Origin of the sequence: Gilvimarinus polysaccharolyticus, assembly GCF_001187555.1 — a bacterium.
GTDB classification, from domain to species: Bacteria; Pseudomonadota; Gammaproteobacteria; order Pseudomonadales; family Cellvibrionaceae; genus Gilvimarinus; species Gilvimarinus polysaccharolyticus.
On record NZ_LFIJ01000002.1, the window covers coordinates 824,311 to 842,291 of the forward strand.

The window sequence follows — 17,981 nt, forward strand, 5'->3', positions numbered from 1 at the left end:
TTCTTCGCCCACCTCTTTTTTTGCGTCTTTTTCTGTACTGCGAGGGTATTAGCTAGCCTGTTATAGCTGGGTTTGGGGCCCTAGAGTGCACTTTTGATATGATGCTGATCTAGAGCTTGCCAAGCTTTTACAAGCGCACTTCAATGCCGCGCTCTTGCATATAGGCTTTCGCCTCGGCCACGGTGTACTCGCCAAAGTGAAAAATACTCGCGGCTAGCACGGCATCGGCATGGCCGTCGGTTACGCCATCGACTAAATGCTGCAAGTTACCTACGCCACCTGAGGCGATCACCGGTATCGGCACGGCCGCGGTGATAGCGCTGGTCAGTGGCAAATCAAACCCATTTTTGGTGCCGTCCCGATCCATACTGGTAAGCAATATTTCACCGGCGCCGTACTCGCTCATGCGCGCGGCCCATTCAATCGCATCAATACCCGTCGGCTTGCGGCCACCGTGGGTAAAAATTTCCCAGCGTAAAGGTTCGCCAGCGCCACTTACTTGCTTTGCGTCAATCGCAACCACAATACACTGGGCGCCAAAGCGGTCGCTGGCGGCTTTAACAAAATCGGGGTTGTGCACTGCCGCTGAGTTAATGCCGACTTTGTCGGCGCCGGCGTTGAGCATACGGCGAATATCGTCGTTGCTGCGAATCCCGCCACCTACGGTTAACGGAATAAAGACTTCACTGGCGATGCGTTCTACCGTGTGCACGGTGGTGTCGCGTCCCTGATGGCTGGCGGTAATATCGAGAAAGGTAATCTCGTCGGCGCCGGCCTCGTTGTAGCGTTTGGCGATCTCGACCGGGTCGCCGGCATCGCGGATATCGACAAACTGTACGCCTTTAACAACGCGGCCGTTGTCGACATCAAGGCAGGGGATAATGCGCTTGGCCAGTCCCATAACTTACTCCGCGCTGTCGCAGTATGTTTGTGCTTCGGCAACGTCTAAGGTGCCTTCGTAAATTGCCCGGCCGGTAATGGCGCCGCAAATACCTTGGCCGCTTACGGCGCTTAGCGCACGAATGTCGTCCATGTTAGTGATGCCACCCGAGGCAATAACCGGAATGCTAGATGCCCGTGCCATTGCAACGGTAGCTTCGACGTTAACGCCTTGCATCATGCCGTCGCGGGCGATGTCGGTGTAAACAATGGCGCTTACGCCGTCGGCTTCAAAACGCTTAGCGAGGTCAGTGGCTTTAACGTTAGAGACTTCGGCCCAGCCATCGGTAGCCACCCAGCCGTCTTTGGCGTCTAGGCCAACAATAATGTGACCGGCAAAGTCGCGGCAAATTTCGCTGATAAACTCGGGCTCTTTTACCGCTTTAGTGCCAATAATCAGATACTCGACACCAGCACTTAAGTAGTGCTCGATGGTTTCTTTACTGCGAATCCCACCGCCGATTTGGATCGGCAATTTTGGGTAGGCTTTGGCAATCGCGGTGACGACTTCGCCGTTAACCGGGGTGCCAGCAAACGCGCCGTTTAAGTCCACGAGATGCAGGCGGCGACAGCCAGCCTTAACCCACTGAGCCGCTACGGCAACGGGGTCGTCAGAGAAAACGGTGGAGTCATCCATCAGGCCTTGGCGCAAACGGACACACTGACCGTCTTTTAAATCGATGGCGGGAATAATTAACATGCTAAATCTCTCTTGCTTGTAGGCTTAGTCGCGGCGTTAGCTCTGGCCGTTCCAACGGACAAAATTGTGTAGTAACTGCAGACCAGCGGTGTGGCTTTTTTCGGGGTGAAATTGCACCGCAAATAAATTGCTGCGCCCTACAGCGGCGGCAAAGCTTACGCCGTAGTGGCAGCTGGCCATCACTTGTTCGGTATTGGTACTTTGTACGTAGTAGCTGTGAACAAAATAAAAGCGGCTGTCTTGGGCAATGTCGGCCCACAGCGGGTGATCGTTGTGATGCACTTGGTTCCAGCCCATGTGCGGCACTTTTAACACTTCGCCCTGGTCGCCTTTTAGCTGATGGCCAAAAAACTCAACATTACCCGAAAGTACATCGAGGCAAGTGGTATTTCCGCTTTCGGCGCTGTGGCTCATCAATGCTTGCATACCAACGCAAATGCCCAGCACCGGTTTGCCGCTGGCGATCTGCTCGCGCAGCAGGGTGTCAACGCCAAGACGCTTAATCTCGCCCATGCAATCGCCAATGGCGCCAACACCCGGAAATATCACCCGATCGGCGCGGGCGATCTCGGCCGGGTCGCTGCTAACCAGCACTTGCTGGTCGCACACTTTGCCCAACGCGCTGGCAACCGAGTGGAGGTTGCCCATGCCGTAATCAATAACCGCTACTGTTTCGCTCATAAAGCCTACTTATAAACTGCCTTTGGTGGAGGGCATAATACCGGCCATCCGTGGGTCTTCTTCTAGCGCCATACGCAAGGCGCGGCCAAATGCTTTAAACACAGTCTCGGCTTGGTGGTGAGCGTTGTCACCACGCAGGCTGTCGATGTGCAAAGTCACTTGGGCGTGATTGACAAAGCCCTGGAAAAACTCCCAAAACAGCTCGGTATCAAATTGGCCAATACGCTTTTGAGTAAAAGGAATTTTCATGATTAGGCCGGGTCGGCCTGAAAAATCGATGACCACTCGCGACAAAGCTTCATCCAGCGGTACATAAGCATGGCCATAACGGCGGATGCCTTTTTTATCACCCACTGCGCGAGCAATGGCCTGACCAATGGTGATACCGATATCTTCTACGCTGTGGTGATCATCAATATGATTGTCGCCGCGGCAGGTCACGTTTAAATCGATCATCCCGTGGCGGGCGATCTGATCCATCATGTGCTCTAAGAAAGGCACACCGGTATCAAATGTACCGCAGCCGGTACCATCGAGATCGAGCTCGACACTGATCTGGGTTTCCAGGGTATCGCGCGAGACTTGCGCTTGACGCTCAGACATGGGTGTTCTCCGAAGTCGCAATAAGCAGTGTGGATCAAAGCGCGGATTATATCGGCAAGTGATCAACAATTCACGGTTTGCGAGCAATTGCTGCAAATTGCTGTTGAGTCGCGCGATAAAAAGCGGTTTTTGGCCGATTTTATGGCCAAAATAGGCATTGTGTGGCGCGTGGCCGGTTAGTGCATGCGGTGCGGATCGAGTTGCACGGCATCAACGCGACGGCCGAGCATTATCACCCGGCCGCTGTAGCGGTCTTCGCCAGTCGAGGTGAACTCGAAATAAAAGGCGCGCCATAAAGACAGCGCGCCACGGTTGTTGCGTTTAAACCACAGGCGGCGCAAATACACGCTTTGGTCTAGCATCTGGACGTCCATCTCTTTGCAGTGGCGCAGCGCTGAACCAAGTGCGATGGCTTTAGATTGTAGGGCTCGCCACCAGTAATAACATAGGGCGGTAATAACAAAGCACCAGATAACGACGGTTAGATCGGACATAGTTAGTGAGTATCGAGCAAATTTATAAACATAAAAAACGCCCGCAGTGGTCATGCATTAAGCTGGGGCTCGGGTAACTTTGGCGTCATTAAAGCATATTTAACGGCGACAGTGAGCAATGCCGCTAAGCTCGGGCTCTATTACCGATTAAAAAGTATCTGTAAGCGGGTTTGCTAATGTTTGGTCTGATGTTGGGTATCAGTAACGCCCGCTTATTGGTCTGGCTCAGAGGGGGTAATGCTAGCTCGGCGGCAAAATACCTCGTGCAGATACAGGGTGACAATCACCACAGCAAAACCTCCCAGCATGGCCGGACGCTTGACGTGCTCTAGCGCCAGTCCCTCTTTGGCCAGTTGGTAGCAGGCCAGCCCCCAAGCGGCGGCGGCAAAATATCCCCAGCGCATGCGGCGCCAGACACACACAGCGATTGCCAGCGTTAAGGCTGCGGCAAATACGGTCTGAATAGTTAACTCGCCCGCTAACACGCCCGCACTTGCAATTAACCACAGCAGTAAGAGTGCGTTGAGTAAATGGGCAATGGCTGTTTTTTTCATGGTAATCGACTCGTGGTTAAGAAAAGGCGAGGGCGCACTTACAGCGACAGCCCCATAGCTTGCTGTGCCAATAGGTTTTTTAGCGCGGGTAGGTTATTTACACCGTTTAGCGCGCGGTTGCGCAATAGCGTTAGGCTCGGTTGGCGTGTGCCAAATAGGCGTTTAAAACTTTCCATCGCCGCCATCATCGTTAAATTATGCCCCATACGTTGGCGCTCGTAGCGGCGCAGTGTCGCGTGCTCGGCCATGCTTACACCACGGCTCTGGGCGCGTTGCAGCTCATCGCTAAGACAGGCGACATCCAGCAAGCCCAAATTGACGCCTTGACCTGCAAGTGGGTGAATACTGTGGGCGGCATCGCCGATTAAGGCTAAGCCTGGTTGCACATACGCAGTCGCGTGACGCTGATGTAACGCAAATGCGTGGCGTTGACTAACGTGTTCAATAGCCCCTAAGCGCCGTTCAAAATGGCGCTCTAACGTCTGGCAAAACGCCGCATCATCAAGTGCCATTAAGATGTCGGCAAATGCCTGATCGGCCGACCAAACGATAGAGCAATGCTGGCCGTTGCTGGCCTCGGGTGTATCGATTAACGGTAGTAGTGCCAGGGGACCGGTGCGCATAAAGCGTTGCCGAGCGACGCCGTCATGGTTTGCCTCACAGCGTACGGTGGCTACTATTGCACTTTGTTGATACGACCACTGGCGTTCGTTAAAGCCTGCCAACTGCCGCAGCGGCGACTGGGCGCCATCGGCGGCGATGGTTAGCGCGGCCGATAAAGTCTCGCCCGAGGCTAGCTCGACGCCGCTACAGCGCTGCTGTTCGGTGCGCAGTAAGGCGGTGACGGGTTGCTCCCAGCGGCTAACTTGGGTTAATGTTAGGGCGTGTTCGAGCGCTTGGTTAAGTACCCGATGCTCGACAATATGGCCCAGGTTGTCGCAACCGAGCTCGGCCGCGCTAAATTCGATATGACCCAACCCCTCACCATCCCATACCTGCATATCGTGATAAGGGCAGGCGCGCTGCTCGGCGATGTGGTGCCAAAGCCCCAATTGTTGCAGCAGCTGTTGCGATGCGGCTGTTAATGCCACTACCCGTGGATCAAACGGCTCAGGTTGGTGCGGTACAGGCGGCGGTGCTACCAACGCGATTCGAGTTTGTGGCGTCAAACAGCGGCTAAGGCTCAGGGCCAAGCTCGCCCCATTAATACCTGCGCCGACGATAATAATGTCGAATTCATTGGCCACGATAGCTCTCCTGTGCTCGGCTGACACCCATCATGTGGCGGCCAAATGCGCTGCGCAACGCAGGGGCTAGCTCAAGGCTAAGTAGCCCTAGGTGGCGCAGGGCGATAGCCGGTAATGCGCTGCTGCTAAACAGTCGCACCATAGTGTCGCCGGCGCGAGTGGTTAGCGCTTGGTCGCGCTCGCGCTCGGCAAGATAACGTTGCAGTAGCGCTAGTTCGCCGGGATTATCACTGTTGGTAATAATACTTGCCAGTGCGGCGCAATCGCGCAGAGCTAAATTAAAACCTTGGCCGGCCACCGGGTGCAAAAAATGCGCGGAGTTGCCCACTAACACTAAGTTACGCCGCACCTGCTCGCGCGCTTGACGCAATACCAGTGGGTAGCTGTGTCGTGGGCTAAGCGCCTGAAAGCGCCCCAAGCGATGGCCAAAATGTTGTTGCAGGGCGGCCAAAAAATCTTGCTCGCTTAATGCCAATAGGGTGTGACTGGCGTCTGTTGGTTGAGTCCATACCAGTGCCATCTCGCGTGCTTGCGGCGATTGCCCCAAGGGCAGTAAAGCCAGTGGCCCACTGCTTAAAAAGCGCTCGTAAGCCACACCTAAATGCGGCTTGCTGGTTTTTACGTTGGCGATAATAGCGCTCTGATGGTAGGGCGTATCGTGAGTGGTAATACCAAGACTTTGGCGCAGTGGCGAGTGCGCGCCGTCAGCGACTGCTGTCAGGCGTGCGCTTAATGGCGTGGTTTGTTGTTGTAAGGTTAGCTGGTAGCCGTTGGCGGTAGGGGTTAAACCGGTCACATCGGCCTGATGCAGAGTAATATTGTTGTGGTTATTAAGCGCTTGCAGCAACACTCGGCCGAGCCAAGTATTAGCAATCACATAGCCTTGAGTCGCGTTGCCGGTGCTGCTGGCATCTAATAATTGACCGGGCAAATAACCACGGTCGGATACATGCACCGCATTGATGGCAGTGGCGTGACGGGCTAATAGTTGCCACAGCTGCAGCTGTGTAAAAAGGTTGACGCTGCCGGCCGAAAGCGCCGTGGCACGAGCGTCAAAGCTTGGGTGGTAAGGGCCGCTGTCGGGCACGTTAGGTTGTGGGTCGACAATAGCAATGCGCCAGTCGGGCCGCGCTTGGGCACACAGCAGCGCCAAACAGGCACCGGCAGGGCCGGCGCCAACAATGGCTAGATCATAGCTACACTCGCTATGGTTCACAGTTAGGCGTCTCGCTCAAGGGCCGCTTGGGCCATCAGCGCTTCAATGGCGGCGACCGATTTTGGCACTGTGTTGGTCAGGACCTCGCAGCCGTCTTTAGTAATCAGCACGTCATCTTCAATTCTAATTCCAATACCGCGCCATTTTTTGGCGACTTGCTCGTCATCGGGTGATACATAAATCCCCGGCTCGACGGTCATCACCATACCGGGCTCTAGTACGCGCCATTCGCCACCGACTTTGTAATCGCCGACATCGTGCACATCCATACCTAGCCAGTGGCCGATGCGATGCATGTAAAAGCGGCGGTAGGCGCCGTCTGCAATCAATGTTTCTAGTTCGCCCTCAAGTAGGCCGAGTTGGAGCAGGCCCTCTGTAATGACGCGTACCGAAACTTCGTGAGGTTCGTTCCAGTGAGTGCCGGGCTTTAAAATTGCGGTTGCGGCGTCTTGGGCGGCTAATACGATCTCGTATAGGGCGCGTTGCTCTGGACTAAAGGCGCCATTTACCGGAAAGGTTCGGGTAATGTCGGCAGCGTAGCCTTCCAGCTCGCAGCCGGCGTCAATTAAGACTAAATCGCCCGCTTTAAGTGCGGCACTGTTGTCGATGTAATGCAAAACACAGCCGTTTTTACCGCCGCCGACAATCGTGCTGTAGGCTGGGTGTCGTGCGCCGGCCATGGCAAACTCGTGCAGGATCTCGGCCTCTAGCTGATACTCCATAACCCCAGGCTGACAGTAGCGCATGGCGCGCGCGTGGGCGCGGGCCGAGATTTCACCGGCTTCGGCCATAACGCGGGCCTCGGCGGCACTTTTGTACAGGCGGTTGTCGTGTAAAAAATGCGATAGATCTAAAAATTCGCCGGGTGGGGTGGCGCCCGAGCGAACTTTGGCGCGAATGGCGTTGACCCACTCCATGACTTGGCGGTCAAAGTTGGCGTCTTTACCCATGGCGTAATAGACCCGATCGCGGCCCTCTAGCAAGCCCGGTAAAATATCGTCGATATCGTCGATAGGGAAAGCGTCATCGGCGCCGTATTCACGGCAAGCGCCTTCGGGGCCGGCGCGGTAACCGTCCCAAATTTCACGCTCGGGGTCGCGGTCGCGACAAAACAAAACAAACTCACCGTGTTCGCGTCCAGGGATAAGCGCGAGCACTGCCTCCGGCTCGTGAAAGCCTGTAAGGTAAAAAAAGTCACTGTCTTGGCGGTATAGATATTCGGTATCGCGCGAGCGGGTACGCTCGGGCGCAGCCGGTACGATAGCGATACTATCGGGCTCCATAACGTCCATCAGCGCTTTGCGGCGGCGAGTAAATTCGGCTTTGGTGATGCGCATGCAGACCTCAGTATTGGTGTTGTAAGATGCGAGGAGTTAATCGCACATTAATGCAGCGTGGCGTTGTTTTCAGGTTTGCGGTCAGGCGCTGATTCGCCGTAAGCCTCAAACAACCCGAGCGCCGCTAAACGTACGTACTCGGCAATTTCTAAAAAATCTGCCTCGCCACTGGCGGCGTCATTATCATCGCCCTCTACCTGCACGATAGCGGCAAAGTCGCCTAACGTTTCGTTTACCTCTTGGGGTAGGGTGCCGCGTTCGACAACACCCGCACTGCCAAAGCCCGATAAAAATCCGTGACACCATTGGGATAATGCCTCTACCCGCTCGGACATGCCTTGCTCGTCGTCGGGTAAAAACAGCACAAAACTAAAGCCGTCACCCTGTAATTGATCTTTGGTGTCTTTTAATAGCTTGATAAGCGCATCAACGGTGGCAGTATCGGGTGTTTCCGTTAGCGCCATAAAGTCGTCAACCAGTCGCAGCCAGTCGGCCTCGTTGAGGGGGCTGCCACACAGGCGGCCACAAAGCATGCCTTGTAGCTCGGCTGGGCTGTTTACCGCACCCAATGGGTCGAGCAATTCGTCCCAGCGGTCGAATTCGTTTTCAGTTCTTACAATTTCTGTCATGGGGTAGCCCTCTGTTAATGGCGCATATGCTATCACGAGTGCCGCATTGGCCCCGATAAAGGCCGCGTAATGTGTGCAAATATCACAAAAAATTGTTGTGCCGTAAGTTATCTTAGAAATTCCATCAACTACATTTGACCCTCTGCCAAGGGCGCAATATAGTAGCCTCTGAAGCCCAATTGGTCACCTGCCGTTATGCCTGAAGATTTTATACTCACACTAGAAGCCAAACTGGATGAATTGATTCGCCAGTGCAGCCGCTTGCAGCAGGAAAACACCGCGCTAAAAACCCGCGAGGGTGAGTGGCAACATGAGCGTGTGCGCTTGGTAGAAAAAAACGAGCTGGCGCGCACCCGCGTCGAAGCCATGATCACCCGACTGAAAAACCTAGAAGCCCAGTAGCGGGCGTTTTTCCCTGCGCTATGGTGACACAGCAGTAAGAGGATAACCGGTGAGTAACGAGACCGTCAGCGTTAAAATTCTTGATAAAGACTACCAGGTTGCCTGCCCCGCCGATGAGCGTATGGCGTTGCTGCAATCGGCGCAGGTGTTGGATGAGCGCATGCGTAAGATTAAAAACTCGGGCGGTGTTGCCGGCTTAGAGCGAATTGCTGTGATGGCGGCGCTAAACCTGAGCCACGAGCTGATATTAGCGCAGCAAGTAGGTCAGACATCAGGGGTTAGCCAGGCGGTGTTAGATCGCATGCAGAGCAAAATAGAAAGCCAATTAAATCAGTTGTCTGGCTCAGAGTAGAGCAACTGACAACAGAAATCTTTGAGATCGAGCGGCAACTTAGTTACAATGAACACTACCCTGGGATGTACGCCAGTCGACTAAGTCCTTGAGCCGATACTGCTGTACCAGGTAGCACCTCGCTGGTGTTTGTGTGCATGTCCGCTTGCCGGAAAGCCTAATAGCATCGCAGGAGCCACCCCTTGAACTCTAGGGTTCAAGGCCAACTTGACAGCGGCATCTTGGGGTTTTAATTCTTTGCTTATGGCCCGCTCCGACCTTTCTGCTACTCCTTTACCTACTTCTTCTAATCGTCGTGAATTGCGCCGTGTGCTGCGTACTCGCCGTCGATCTTTATCGCCTGCGCAGCAAATGCGTGCCAGTGCCGGTCTGCGTCAGCAGCTGCAAAAACAGCCTTGGTTTAATCGCGCGCAACGCATTGCCCTATACTGGCCAGCCGATGGCGAGATAGATCCACGCCCGATAGCCGCTGCTGCTTGGCAGCGCCATAAACGTTGTTATTTACCGGTATTGCACCGCTGGTTAAAGCGTCGCCTTTGGTTTACGCCTTTTGCCCGTGATACCCAGTTTGGTAAAAATCGCTTTGGTATTCCAGAGCCGATTGCCGCGCAGCGTTTGCCGCGTAATCCGCGCCATCTGGATGTCGTGCTGGTGCCGTTGGTGGGCTTTGATCGTAGCGGGGGTAGGTTGGGTATGGGCGGTGGCTTCTACGACACCACCTTTGCCGCTAAGCGCCGTGGTGGTCACTTTAAACGTCCGCGGTTAGTGGGGGTCGCGCACAGTTGCCAGGAGGTGGCGGCATTAGAACTTGCCAGCTGGGATGTCCCACTCGATGGCATTGCCACCGAGCGGGAGTATATTGCGATTGCACGTTGAGTTAAGCGCTTAGGCTAGAAAATACTTGTACGCTTCGTTGTCGCTTTCATCCCAAAACGGGTAGTTGATTTCGGCCAAAAACTTTTTCACTTGGGCGCGCTCGGCCATTGGCACTTGCATTCCCACCAACACCCGACCATAAGCCGAGCCGTGGTTGCGATAGTGAAATAACGATATATTCCAGCGTCCGGCGACTTGGGTTAAAAAGGCTAGTAGAGCGCCGGGCCGCTCGGGGAATTCAAACCGAAATACCATTTCATCAGACACTTGTATTGCGTGTCCGCCGACCATGTAACGAATATGCATCTTGGCCATTTCGTTATCGGTCATATCGACTAAATCGTAGCCTTTTGCCCGCAAATCACTCACCAGCTCTTCTCGGTCGCTGGGGTCGGTGCCGACCTGAATACCGACAAAAATACGCGCTTGACTGGAATCGGCAAAGCGGTAGTTAAATTCGGTGATATTGCGCCGCCCTAAGGCGCGGCAAAATTCTTTGTAAGCGCCGGGACGCTCGGGAATCGTTACGGCTAAAATGGCCTCGCGTTTTTCGCCAATCTCGGTGCGCTCCGAAATATAGCGCAGGCGATCGAAGTTAATATTGGCGCCACTATCAATCGCCACTAAGGTTTGACCGCTAATATTGTTGTCGGCGACGTATTTTTTTAAGCCGGCAACACTTACTCCGCCAGCGGGTTCGGCAATCGAGCGGGTGTCTTCAAAGATATCTTTAATTCCAGCGCAAATCTCATCGGTGTTAACGGTGATCACGCCATCAATGGTTTGCTTGAGCACTCTAAAAGTTTCTTTGCCAATTTGCCCTACCGCTACGCCGTCGGCAAAGATGCCTACTTGTGGCAGGGTAACCCGCCGGCCGCGCTCGAGTGCTGCGGCAAGGCAGGCGGACTCTTGCGATTCGACAGCAAATACTTTGACATTGGGACGTACATACTTAACGTACGCGGCAATGCCAGCACACAAACCGCCACCGCCAACGGGGACAAAAATCGCGTCAATGTGTTTCGGATATTGACGCAAGATCTCCATTGCTACTGTGCCTTGCCCGGCAATCACATCGGCATCATCAAATGGGTGAATATAGGTGAGGTTTTTTTCGGCCACCAGCTTTTGTGAATGCTGGGATGCCTCGTCAAAGTTGTCGCCGTGTAAAACCACTTTGGCACCGCGCGCACGTACCGCATCGACCTTGATGGCGGGCGTGGTACGAGGCATCACAATGATGGCTTTAACCCCTAAGTGCTGCGCCCCCAAGGCTAAGCCCTGGGCGTGGTTGCCCGCTGAGGCGGCAATAACGCCACGCTGGCGCTCTTCATCGGTTAATTGCAGCAGCTTGTTGTAGGCTCCGCGAATTTTAAATGAAAATACCGGTTGCAGATCTTCGCGCTTTAGCAGGACATTGTTGTCCGTACGTTGCGATAAAAGTCGCGTTTGCTCGAGCGGAGTCTCGACCGCGAGGTCATAGATGCGAGCGTTAAGGATACGTTTTATGTAAGAGTCGGGCATGGTCACGTCTATGGTTGAGTGGCAGCGAGTGGATTGAGCGCTGCCCATGATAAACAATTTAGCTCTGTCTGGCATCCGCCGTCACACAAACCTGATAAAGCCCGTATAATAACCGGGCCGAAGAATCTCTGTGAGGTTGTCATGAATCAAGACCAGCTCAAACAAGCTGTGGCTCGCGCGGCCATAGAATATATTACCCCTAAGCTACAAGCCGATAGTATTCTGGGGGTGGGTACCGGCTCGACCGCCAATTTTTTTATAGACATGCTGGGCGAACTTAAGCATGACTTTGCCGGTGCGGTGGCCAGTTCTGACAGCTCGGCGCAGCGGCTTAAGGCGTTGGGAATAGAGGTGTTGGATTTAAACAGTGCCGGTGAGCTGGTGGCCTATGTTGATGGCGCCGATGAGGCTAATGCGCAGTTATCACTGATTAAGGGCGGTGGTGCGGCGTTAACCCGCGAGAAGATTGTTGCGGCGGTTGCACGAGAATTTGTTTGTATCGCCGACCAAAGTAAGTGGGTCGATGTATTGGGTGAGTACCCTCTGCCGGTCGAGGTGATCCCGATGGCGCGCTCGTATGTATCGCGGGAGTTGGTTAAGTTGGGCGGCAGCCCGATATACCGCGAAGGTGTGATAACCGATAACGGCAACGTAATTATTGATGTGCATCAGTTGACGATTCTCGAGCCTAAAAAGCTCGAGACAGAGATCAATCAGTTAACTGGTGTGGTGGCGAGCGGTTTATTCGCCCACCGCGGCGCCGATGTATTGCTGTTGGGCACCACCGAAGGCGTAAAAACCATCCGGCCGGTGTGACATTAGTTGTACTTTTTAGATGCTGCTTTTAGCCGCAGCCAGCCACAAAAAAGCCCGGACGAATCCGGGCTTTTTTGTGGCTGGTAAAATCAACAACTACTTGATTTTGCCTTCCTTATAAACAACGTGCTTGCGAACAACAGGATCAAATTTTTTGATCTCCATTTTTTCGGGCATGGTGCGTTTGTTTTTGTCGGTCGTGTAAAAGTGACCGGTACCTGCGGACGAATTCAGACGAATCTTCTCGCGCATGATATATCTCCTAAATTAGACTTTTTCACCACGAGCACGCATATCGGTCAATACAGACTCGATGCCGCGCTTGTCGATCACTCGCATACCTTTTGCAGAGACGCGCAGTTTCACAAAGCGTTTTTCTGCTTCAATCCAGAAACGGTGCGTGTGCAAGTTTGGCAAAAAACGACGCTTGGTGTGGTTCTTTGCGTGAGAAACATTGTTTCCGGTCATGGGACGCTTACCGGTAACCTGACATACCTTAGACATTGTTTTGCCTCTTAACCTGATTAATCGCGCTTGGCTGCTGACCGTTAATAATATCGGTAGCAGCCCAGAGCAGAATTCATTGAGCAGCCTGTTGATCCAATCGCGGCTAGCCTGTGCGGGTTGTTTGACGCACCATTCACCTGTTTGGCGCCAGCACAAACCCGATATTTTGGGTTAGCCGAACAACCCGGCCGCAAAGAGCCGCGTTTTATACCAAAAGCCTCCCCCAATATCAACGCTTAGTTGCTTTTTTGATCAGAAAACTGCAATTTTTTGTCCGATTAGATGAAATGGCGCCATTGCAGGCTGATTTCTTAACGCTCTGGATTGGCTTCTCATTCGGTATCCTCCGATTACAGCAGTCCCATTTCGGCAAACGAGCTGACCTCGCCATCGCCGACAATCATGTGGTCTAGCACCCGCACACCGACTAATTCTAAAGCTTTAATTAGGCGCTCGGTGATATGGCGGTCGGCCTGACTCGGCTCGGCCACCCCCGACGGGTGATTGTGGGCTAAAATCACAGCCGCGCAATTATTGGCGAGTGCCAGCTTTACCACCTCGCGGGGGTAAACACTGGCGGCGTCTAGCGTGCCAAAAAACAAAGGCTCATAGCGGATCAGCCGGTGTTGGTTGTCTAGCAGCAGTAACGCAAAGATCTCACGCTCGCTATGGCGCAGTTGAGACACCAAGTAACGGCGCACCAGCTCGGGGCTGGTTAAGGCGTCCCCTGCGGTGAGTGTCGCGCTAAGGTGGCGGCGGGCCATCTCTAATACGGCTTGCAGTTGTGCGTATTTGGCCGAGCCGAGCCCTAGGCCGCGACAAAAATCTTGCTGCGATGACTCCAGTAGCGGGCGCAGTCCGCCAAACTGTTGGAGCAACTCGCGAGCTAGGTCTACCGCCGACTTGCCGGCACAACCGGTGCGTAAAAAAATAGCCAAAAGCTCGGCGTCAGAAACACTGGCGGGGCCGCGCTGGAGGAGTTTCTCTCGGGGGCGTTCTTGCTCTGGCCACTGATGAATTGCCATAACTAGGCTCCTTGTCATTAGCGCCGTATGGCGCTGTCCTTGAGTTGTCATCCGGCTAATTCTTAGCTGGGGTGTTTGCTGGTCGGTGTTGTGGCCAGCTGGGCTATTAAGGGTTTGATTTGGGTTGTTAACGCGTGTCGATATACGAAATTCTCTCTAAGAATGGTATCTTTGACGTTTGTGGTCAAGTTTGCCGGCAGCCGGTGGGTAAACTACAGTCAACACAGCCTCCCGGCTAACGGAGTTTGGAATGTCCACGCTACAAAATAAACGCATACTGCTTGGCGTGACAGGTGGAATAGCGGCCTATAAAGCCGCCGAGCTGGTGCGCGAGTTGCGGCGCTTAGGCGCGAGCGTCCGGGTGGTAATGACCCCTGCAGCCTGTGAGTTTATTACCCCGTTAACGCTGCAAGCGCTGTCGGGCAACCCAGTGCATACCGCGCTGCTCGATCCCGAAGCTGAAGCCGCCATGGGACACATCGAGCTGGCCCGCTGGGCCGACCTCACTTTAATTGCACCTGCCAGTGCCGATTTTTTAGCGCGCTTGCAGAGCGGTATGGGTAATGACTTGCTCTCTACTGTGTGTTTGGCAACTCGCTCGCCCATCGCTATTGCACCGGCTATGAATCAAGCAATGTGGGACGCCAGCAGCACACAGGCAAATATAGCCCAACTGCGCGAGCGCAATGTAGCCGTGTTTGGCCCCGGCAGTGGCGAACAAGCCTGTGGCGAATTTGGCCCTGGGCGGATGCTCGAACCGGTCGAGTTGGCGGCCCAGCTAGCGTTGCAATTTAGCGTTCAAGCGCTCACCGGCAAAACCGTCGTAATTACCGCAGGCCCGACCCGCGAGGCAATTGACCCGGTGCGCTACCTGAGTAATCACAGCTCGGGTAAGATGGGCTATGCGCTGGCGCAGGCGGCGATTGACGCGGGCGCGCGCACTATTTTAATCAGCGGCCCTTGCGCGCTAGCGGCGCCCGAGCGAGCCGAGCATGTAGCCGTGACCTCGGCCGATGATATGTTGGCTGCGTGCCTGAATTATGCACCGGGGTGCGATTTGTTTATTGGTGCGGCGGCGGTAGCCGATTTTCGCCCGGCTAACGTTGTCGAGCAAAAACTGAAGAAAACGGCCGCCGATACTATGACCCTGACGTTGGTGAAAAACCCCGACATCATTGCCAGTATTGCCGCACTGGATGCTGCGCCCTTTACAGTGGCGTTTGCCGCCGAGTCCGAGCAAGTCTTAGACTACGCACGGGCAAAGCTGGAAAGAAAAAAAGTTGATTGTGTTATTGCCAATGACATCAGTGCGACAGGCATTGGTTTTAATAGCGATGATAACGCGGTAACTGTGATTGAGCGCAGTGGTGACACGACATTTGATCGGCGCAACAAAATGCAGCTGGCGCATGCGCTAATCGCGTTATTAGCCAAGCGCTTAATTGGCTAATATTTGATGGGTTGGCCTATTGCTTGCTCAGCCATATAAATTCGCCCTGCGCGGTAAAAACAAATTAATAAAAAAGGTTAAAGGACGCCCCAATGAGCAAAAAGCCTGTTTCAGATCATGCTGACAGCGCACCACAGCCCAGCGCCAAAGGCGATTCGCCACGTATGACCCGCGCCGAGCGCCGCGCCCAAGAGGCGCAGAAACAGCTCTATGCAAAGCGCCACCGCCTGCTCTTTACGCTTGTGGGGGTGAGCTTTATCGTCAATGCTTTGCTCGGTTTTTGGTTGCACGAGTCGATGGTGGTGCAAACCGAAATTCAGCGGGTGCAAGATGTTGCCGCCGAGCGGGCCGAGCAAACCGCGAGCGTCATTGAAAGTCGTTTAGCTGAACGCCGTGCCGAGGTGCAAAACTGGGCGCAAAACCCTGAGTTACTGGCGGCATTAGAAGCCGGAGACGCTCAAGCCGTGGCCCAAGTTAGCACCAAATTGGGTGCTGGCAATGCCGATTTACTGGCGTTGCGCGTTTTTAAACCCGGTGCAGCACAAGTACAACCCGATCATCTCGCACCGCTGCGTTATGCCGAGATAGATCTCATTCGCCGCGCGTCTCGCCGTCAAAACACACTGCCCGAGGCAGCCCCCATCGATGGCGATTGGCAGCTGCACTTGGCCAGTGCTGTGCCGCCTAAGGGTGACACCACTGCCAGCGGTACGCTGTTGGCGACTTATTCAAGTGCGTTTATTAATGGAGCTGTTACAAGCAGCGAGAAAACTTTGGGCAAACTTGCGCTGCGCCAAGAGTTTCCCCGCTCGCAGCCGTTTGAGTTGTTGGTTAACGGCTCCGGTCAAGCGGCCCCGGCAGTATTGCGTAAAGTGGCGGGCAGTTATTTGAGTGTTCAGTTTACGCCCTCGGCGTTACTGGTGAAGCAATCGCAAGAACTGCCAGGCATGTGGTTGTTGGTGCTGAGTTTAACCGTGACATTAAGTTTAGCGGCGTCGCTATTATTGAGTCGAATGCTGGTTAGACCTAAAGCTGTGCCGGCGGGCGAGGGGCTTAGTTTGCCTCAGCAATACGTCGATGCCCAAGCCGAGGCGCCGTCGGTCAAAGAGGACGGTCCTAGCGTTGTCGATCATAGCGCGCTGCGGCAGGATATCCTTGATATCGCGGTGATCGAAGAAGACGAAGATATTTTGGGGCTGGATAATAACGCGCCGCGCCGCGCTGCACCTGTGGCCCAGCTAAAAGGTCGCGATGTGGCCGATGACGTGTTTCGTGCCTACGATATCCGCGGTGAGGTTTGCCCCGAGGGCATTACCCCCGAGCTTGCGTACGATGTTGGCTTGGCGCTGGGCAGCGAGGTGCAAGAGCAGGGCGAGAGCAGTATTGTGGTCGCCCGCGATGCTCGCAGTCACAGCCCAGAATTGTGTGAGCGGCTGACCGCAGGCTTGCTTGCCAGCGGCTGTGATGTGATTAATATTGGTGTTGTGCCGACTCCTTTAATGCACTTTGCGACGTGTGTATTAAATCAAACCAGCAGTGGCGTGATGGTTACCGCCAGCCACAATGCGGCGCAATACAACGGCTTTAAAATGGTTATTAACGGCGCCACGCTAGCCGATGGGGCCATTAAGGACATTCGCTCTCGCATTGTTGCTGGCAAATTTTTAAGCGGTGAAGGTGAAGAGCAACAGATCGAAATAATTGCCGATTATATTGATCGGATTTTCTCGGATGTAGCGCTCGCAGGTGATATTCGTATTGTTGTGGATGCTGGCAATGCCGTTGCTGGACTGGTGGCGCCAGCGCTATTCGAGGAGCTGGGTTGCGAGGTGATTCCACTGCACTGTGAGGTCGATGGCAGTTTTCCTAACCACAACCCCGACCCGAGTGTAGAGGAGAACCTCCAAGATCTAATCGCCAAAGTGCGCGAAAGCCAAGCAGACTTAGGTGTGGCGTTTGATGGTGATGGAGACCGGCTTGTAGTGGTTACCCCAGCCGGCAAGATCATTTGGCCCGACAACCTGTTAATGCTTTTTGCTAAAGATATTCTTTCACGCAATCCTGGCGCCGATGTTTTGTTTGATGTGAAGTGCTCCAAGCAGCTGAACCAGATTATCTCCGGTTATGGCGGCCGTCCCATTATGTGGAAAACCGGTCACTCGCACATGAAACAAAAAATGATCGAGACGGGCGCGTTATTGGGCGGCGAATACTCGGGGCATATTTTTATTAAAGAGCGCTGGTATGGGTTTGATGATGGTCTGTATACTGCCGCCCGTTTGCTCGAAATCATCACTTTGCGTGACCAAGCTATCGATGATGTGTTTGCAGCATTCCCAATGTTGCCCGCAACACCCGAGATTCGTGTCGCGGTTGCCGAATCAGAAAAATTTAGTTTGGTCGAAAAACTGATTGCTCAGGGCGAATTCCAAAACGGTAAGGCAACCACTATCGACGGTTTACGGGTCGATTTTTCTAAAGGTTGGGGTTTAGTGCGAGCCTCTAACACCGGGGCGGAAATTACCCTACGCTTTGAGGCCGACACCGAAGCCGTGCTAGATAAGCTTAAATTGTTGTTTAAACGCGAACTTAAAAAGATTGATAAAACCCTAAATTTGGATTTTTAACT

Annotated in this window: 20 protein-coding genes and 1 other RNA gene; 7 read left to right on the forward strand and 14 right to left on the reverse strand. The window is 53.9% G+C overall.

Going from position 1 to position 17,981, the window contains the following annotated elements:
* Window positions 1-127 precede the first annotated feature (127 nt).
* The 10 genes from hisF to GILYN3_RS12235 all read right to left on the reverse strand — a co-directional run bounded on the left by hisF (window position 128) and on the right by GILYN3_RS12235 (window position 8,400).
* Window positions 128-901 carry an imidazole glycerol phosphate synthase subunit HisF gene (hisF, locus tag GILYN3_RS12190; protein WP_049723239.1) on the reverse strand — a complete coding sequence of 258 codons (774 nt, stop codon included), beginning with the start codon at window positions 899-901 and terminating at the stop codon, window positions 128-130.
* Window positions 902-904: 3 nt separating this feature from the next.
* Complete coding sequence (gene hisA, locus GILYN3_RS12195; RefSeq protein ID WP_049723240.1) at window positions 905-1,639, reverse strand: 1-(5-phosphoribosyl)-5-[(5-phosphoribosylamino)methylideneamino]imidazole-4-carboxamide isomerase; 735 nt, start codon at window positions 1,637-1,639, stop codon at window positions 905-907.
* Window positions 1,640-1,675: 36 nt separating this feature from the next.
* The gene (hisH, locus tag GILYN3_RS12200; protein ID WP_049723241.1) at window positions 1,676-2,320 is read right to left on the reverse strand and encodes an imidazole glycerol phosphate synthase subunit HisH; all 645 of its coding nucleotides are present in this window, start codon (window positions 2,318-2,320) and stop codon (window positions 1,676-1,678) included.
* Window positions 2,321-2,329: 9 nt separating this feature from the next.
* On the reverse strand, window positions 2,330-2,923 hold the full coding sequence (gene hisB / locus GILYN3_RS12205) for an imidazoleglycerol-phosphate dehydratase HisB (protein WP_049723242.1): 594 nt from the start codon (window positions 2,921-2,923) through the stop codon (window positions 2,330-2,332).
* 176 nt (window positions 2,924-3,099) lie between these two features.
* Complete coding sequence (locus GILYN3_RS12210) at window positions 3,100-3,417, reverse strand: DUF3301 domain-containing protein (RefSeq protein ID WP_049723948.1); 318 nt, start codon at window positions 3,415-3,417, stop codon at window positions 3,100-3,102.
* Between the two features lie 212 nt (window positions 3,418-3,629).
* Window positions 3,630-3,971, reverse strand: a complete 342-nt coding sequence (locus GILYN3_RS12215; RefSeq protein ID WP_049723243.1) for a hypothetical protein — start codon at window positions 3,969-3,971, stop codon at window positions 3,630-3,632.
* 38 nt (window positions 3,972-4,009) lie between these two features.
* Window positions 4,010-5,218, reverse strand: coding sequence for a UbiH/UbiF/VisC/COQ6 family ubiquinone biosynthesis hydroxylase (locus GILYN3_RS12220; protein ID WP_049723244.1), 1,209 nt, complete (start codon window positions 5,216-5,218; stop codon window positions 4,010-4,012).
* Window positions 5,208-6,434, reverse strand: coding sequence for a 2-octaprenyl-6-methoxyphenyl hydroxylase (ubiH, locus tag GILYN3_RS12225; protein WP_049723245.1), 1,227 nt, complete (start codon window positions 6,432-6,434; stop codon window positions 5,208-5,210). The genes GILYN3_RS12220 and ubiH overlap by 11 nt, the downstream gene beginning before the upstream one ends.
* A 2-nt stretch (window positions 6,435-6,436) precedes the next feature.
* Window positions 6,437-7,771: a Xaa-Pro aminopeptidase gene (gene pepP, locus GILYN3_RS12230; protein WP_049723246.1), complete on the reverse strand. Its 1,335-nt coding sequence runs from the start codon at window positions 7,769-7,771 to the stop codon at window positions 6,437-6,439.
* Between the two features lie 47 nt (window positions 7,772-7,818).
* Window positions 7,819-8,400, reverse strand: a complete 582-nt coding sequence (locus GILYN3_RS12235) for a UPF0149 family protein (RefSeq protein WP_049723247.1) — start codon at window positions 8,398-8,400, stop codon at window positions 7,819-7,821.
* A gap of 195 nt (window positions 8,401-8,595) precedes the next feature.
* On the opposite strand from GILYN3_RS12235, the gene GILYN3_RS12240 reads away from it, so the two are divergent.
* From GILYN3_RS12240 to GILYN3_RS12250, 4 genes are all read left to right on the forward strand, one after another.
* Entirely contained in the window at window positions 8,596-8,802 is a 207-nt protein-coding gene (locus GILYN3_RS12240; RefSeq protein ID WP_049723248.1) for a TIGR02449 family protein, read from the forward strand.
* 49 nt (window positions 8,803-8,851) lie between these two features.
* Complete coding sequence (locus tag GILYN3_RS12245) at window positions 8,852-9,154, forward strand: cell division protein ZapA (protein ID WP_049723249.1); 303 nt, start codon at window positions 8,852-8,854, stop codon at window positions 9,152-9,154.
* A 54-nt stretch (window positions 9,155-9,208) separates the two neighbouring features.
* Window positions 9,209-9,386, forward strand: a non-coding RNA gene (ssrS, locus tag GILYN3_RS16535) — 6S RNA.
* Between the two features lie 11 nt (window positions 9,387-9,397).
* Window positions 9,398-10,030, forward strand: coding sequence for a 5-formyltetrahydrofolate cyclo-ligase (locus tag GILYN3_RS12250; protein WP_049723949.1), 633 nt, complete (start codon window positions 9,398-9,400; stop codon window positions 10,028-10,030).
* Between the two features lie 9 nt (window positions 10,031-10,039).
* Here GILYN3_RS12250 and ilvA read toward each other — a convergent pair whose 3' ends face one another.
* Window positions 10,040-11,602 (reverse strand): threonine ammonia-lyase, biosynthetic, encoded by a 1,563-nt coding sequence (gene ilvA, locus GILYN3_RS12255; RefSeq protein ID WP_269745943.1) that lies wholly within the window; start codon window positions 11,600-11,602, stop codon window positions 10,040-10,042.
* Window positions 11,603-11,695: 93 nt separating this feature from the next.
* On the opposite strand from ilvA, the gene rpiA reads away from it, so the two are divergent.
* Window positions 11,696-12,370, forward strand: coding sequence for a ribose-5-phosphate isomerase RpiA (gene rpiA / locus GILYN3_RS12260; RefSeq protein WP_049723250.1), 675 nt, complete (start codon window positions 11,696-11,698; stop codon window positions 12,368-12,370).
* Window positions 12,371-12,466: 96 nt separating this feature from the next.
* Here the strand turns inward: rpiA and rpmG are convergent, their stop codons facing one another.
* The 3 genes from rpmG to radC form a co-directional block, all read right to left on the reverse strand.
* Window positions 12,467-12,622, reverse strand: coding sequence for a 50S ribosomal protein L33 (rpmG, locus tag GILYN3_RS12265; protein WP_007639321.1), 156 nt, complete (start codon window positions 12,620-12,622; stop codon window positions 12,467-12,469).
* A 15-nt stretch (window positions 12,623-12,637) separates the two neighbouring features.
* Window positions 12,638-12,874: a 50S ribosomal protein L28 gene (gene rpmB / locus GILYN3_RS12270; protein ID WP_049723251.1), complete on the reverse strand. Its 237-nt coding sequence runs from the start codon at window positions 12,872-12,874 to the stop codon at window positions 12,638-12,640.
* Between the two features lie 353 nt (window positions 12,875-13,227).
* On the reverse strand, window positions 13,228-13,902 hold the full coding sequence (radC, locus tag GILYN3_RS12275; protein WP_049723252.1) for a RadC family protein: 675 nt from the start codon (window positions 13,900-13,902) through the stop codon (window positions 13,228-13,230).
* 250 nt (window positions 13,903-14,152) lie between these two features.
* Between radC and coaBC the strand changes: the two genes are divergently transcribed.
* Window positions 14,153-15,352: a bifunctional phosphopantothenoylcysteine decarboxylase/phosphopantothenate--cysteine ligase CoaBC gene (gene coaBC / locus GILYN3_RS12280; protein WP_049723253.1), complete on the forward strand. Its 1,200-nt coding sequence runs from the start codon at window positions 14,153-14,155 to the stop codon at window positions 15,350-15,352.
* A gap of 92 nt (window positions 15,353-15,444) precedes the next feature.
* Complete coding sequence (locus tag GILYN3_RS12285; protein ID WP_049723254.1) at window positions 15,445-17,979, forward strand: phosphomannomutase/phosphoglucomutase; 2,535 nt, start codon at window positions 15,445-15,447, stop codon at window positions 17,977-17,979.
* Window positions 17,980-17,981: the final 2 nt, after the last annotated feature.

Bases quoted from the DNA above. Each gene is read 5' to 3' on its own strand.
- GILYN3_RS12240 (WP_049723248.1), top strand. From the start codon at position 8,596: ATGCCTGAAGATTTTATACTCACACTAGAAGCCAAACTGGATGAATTG.
- rpmG (WP_007639321.1), bottom strand. From the start codon at position 12,622: ATGCGCGAGAAGATTCGTCTGAATTCGTCCGCAGGTACCGGTCACTTT.
- pepP (WP_049723246.1), bottom strand. From the start codon at position 7,771: ATGCGCATCACCAAAGCCGAATTTACTCGCCGCCGCAAAGCGCTGATG.
- GILYN3_RS12235 (WP_049723247.1), bottom strand. From the start codon at position 8,400: ATGACAGAAATTGTAAGAACTGAAAACGAATTCGACCGCTGGGACGAA.
- coaBC (WP_049723253.1), top strand. From the start codon at position 14,153: ATGTCCACGCTACAAAATAAACGCATACTGCTTGGCGTGACAGGTGGA.
- GILYN3_RS12215 (WP_049723243.1), bottom strand. From the start codon at position 3,971: ATGAAAAAAACAGCCATTGCCCATTTACTCAACGCACTCTTACTGCTG.
- ilvA (WP_269745943.1), bottom strand. From the start codon at position 11,602: ATGGGCAGCGCTCAATCCACTCGCTGCCACTCAACCATAGACGTGACC.
- hisH (WP_049723241.1), bottom strand. From the start codon at position 2,320: ATGAGCGAAACAGTAGCGGTTATTGATTACGGCATGGGCAACCTCCAC.
- hisB (WP_049723242.1), bottom strand. From the start codon at position 2,923: ATGTCTGAGCGTCAAGCGCAAGTCTCGCGCGATACCCTGGAAACCCAG.
- GILYN3_RS12250 (WP_049723949.1), top strand. From the start codon at position 9,398: ATGGCCCGCTCCGACCTTTCTGCTACTCCTTTACCTACTTCTTCTAAT.
- radC (WP_049723252.1), bottom strand. From the start codon at position 13,902: ATGGCAATTCATCAGTGGCCAGAGCAAGAACGCCCCCGAGAGAAACTC.
- GILYN3_RS12285 (WP_049723254.1), top strand. From the start codon at position 15,445: ATGAGCAAAAAGCCTGTTTCAGATCATGCTGACAGCGCACCACAGCCC.
- hisA (WP_049723240.1), bottom strand. From the start codon at position 1,639: ATGTTAATTATTCCCGCCATCGATTTAAAAGACGGTCAGTGTGTCCGT.
- GILYN3_RS12210 (WP_049723948.1), bottom strand. From the start codon at position 3,417: ATGTCCGATCTAACCGTCGTTATCTGGTGCTTTGTTATTACCGCCCTA.
- rpiA (WP_049723250.1), top strand. From the start codon at position 11,696: ATGAATCAAGACCAGCTCAAACAAGCTGTGGCTCGCGCGGCCATAGAA.
- rpmB (WP_049723251.1), bottom strand. From the start codon at position 12,874: ATGTCTAAGGTATGTCAGGTTACCGGTAAGCGTCCCATGACCGGAAAC.
- hisF (WP_049723239.1), bottom strand. From the start codon at position 901: ATGGGACTGGCCAAGCGCATTATCCCCTGCCTTGATGTCGACAACGGC.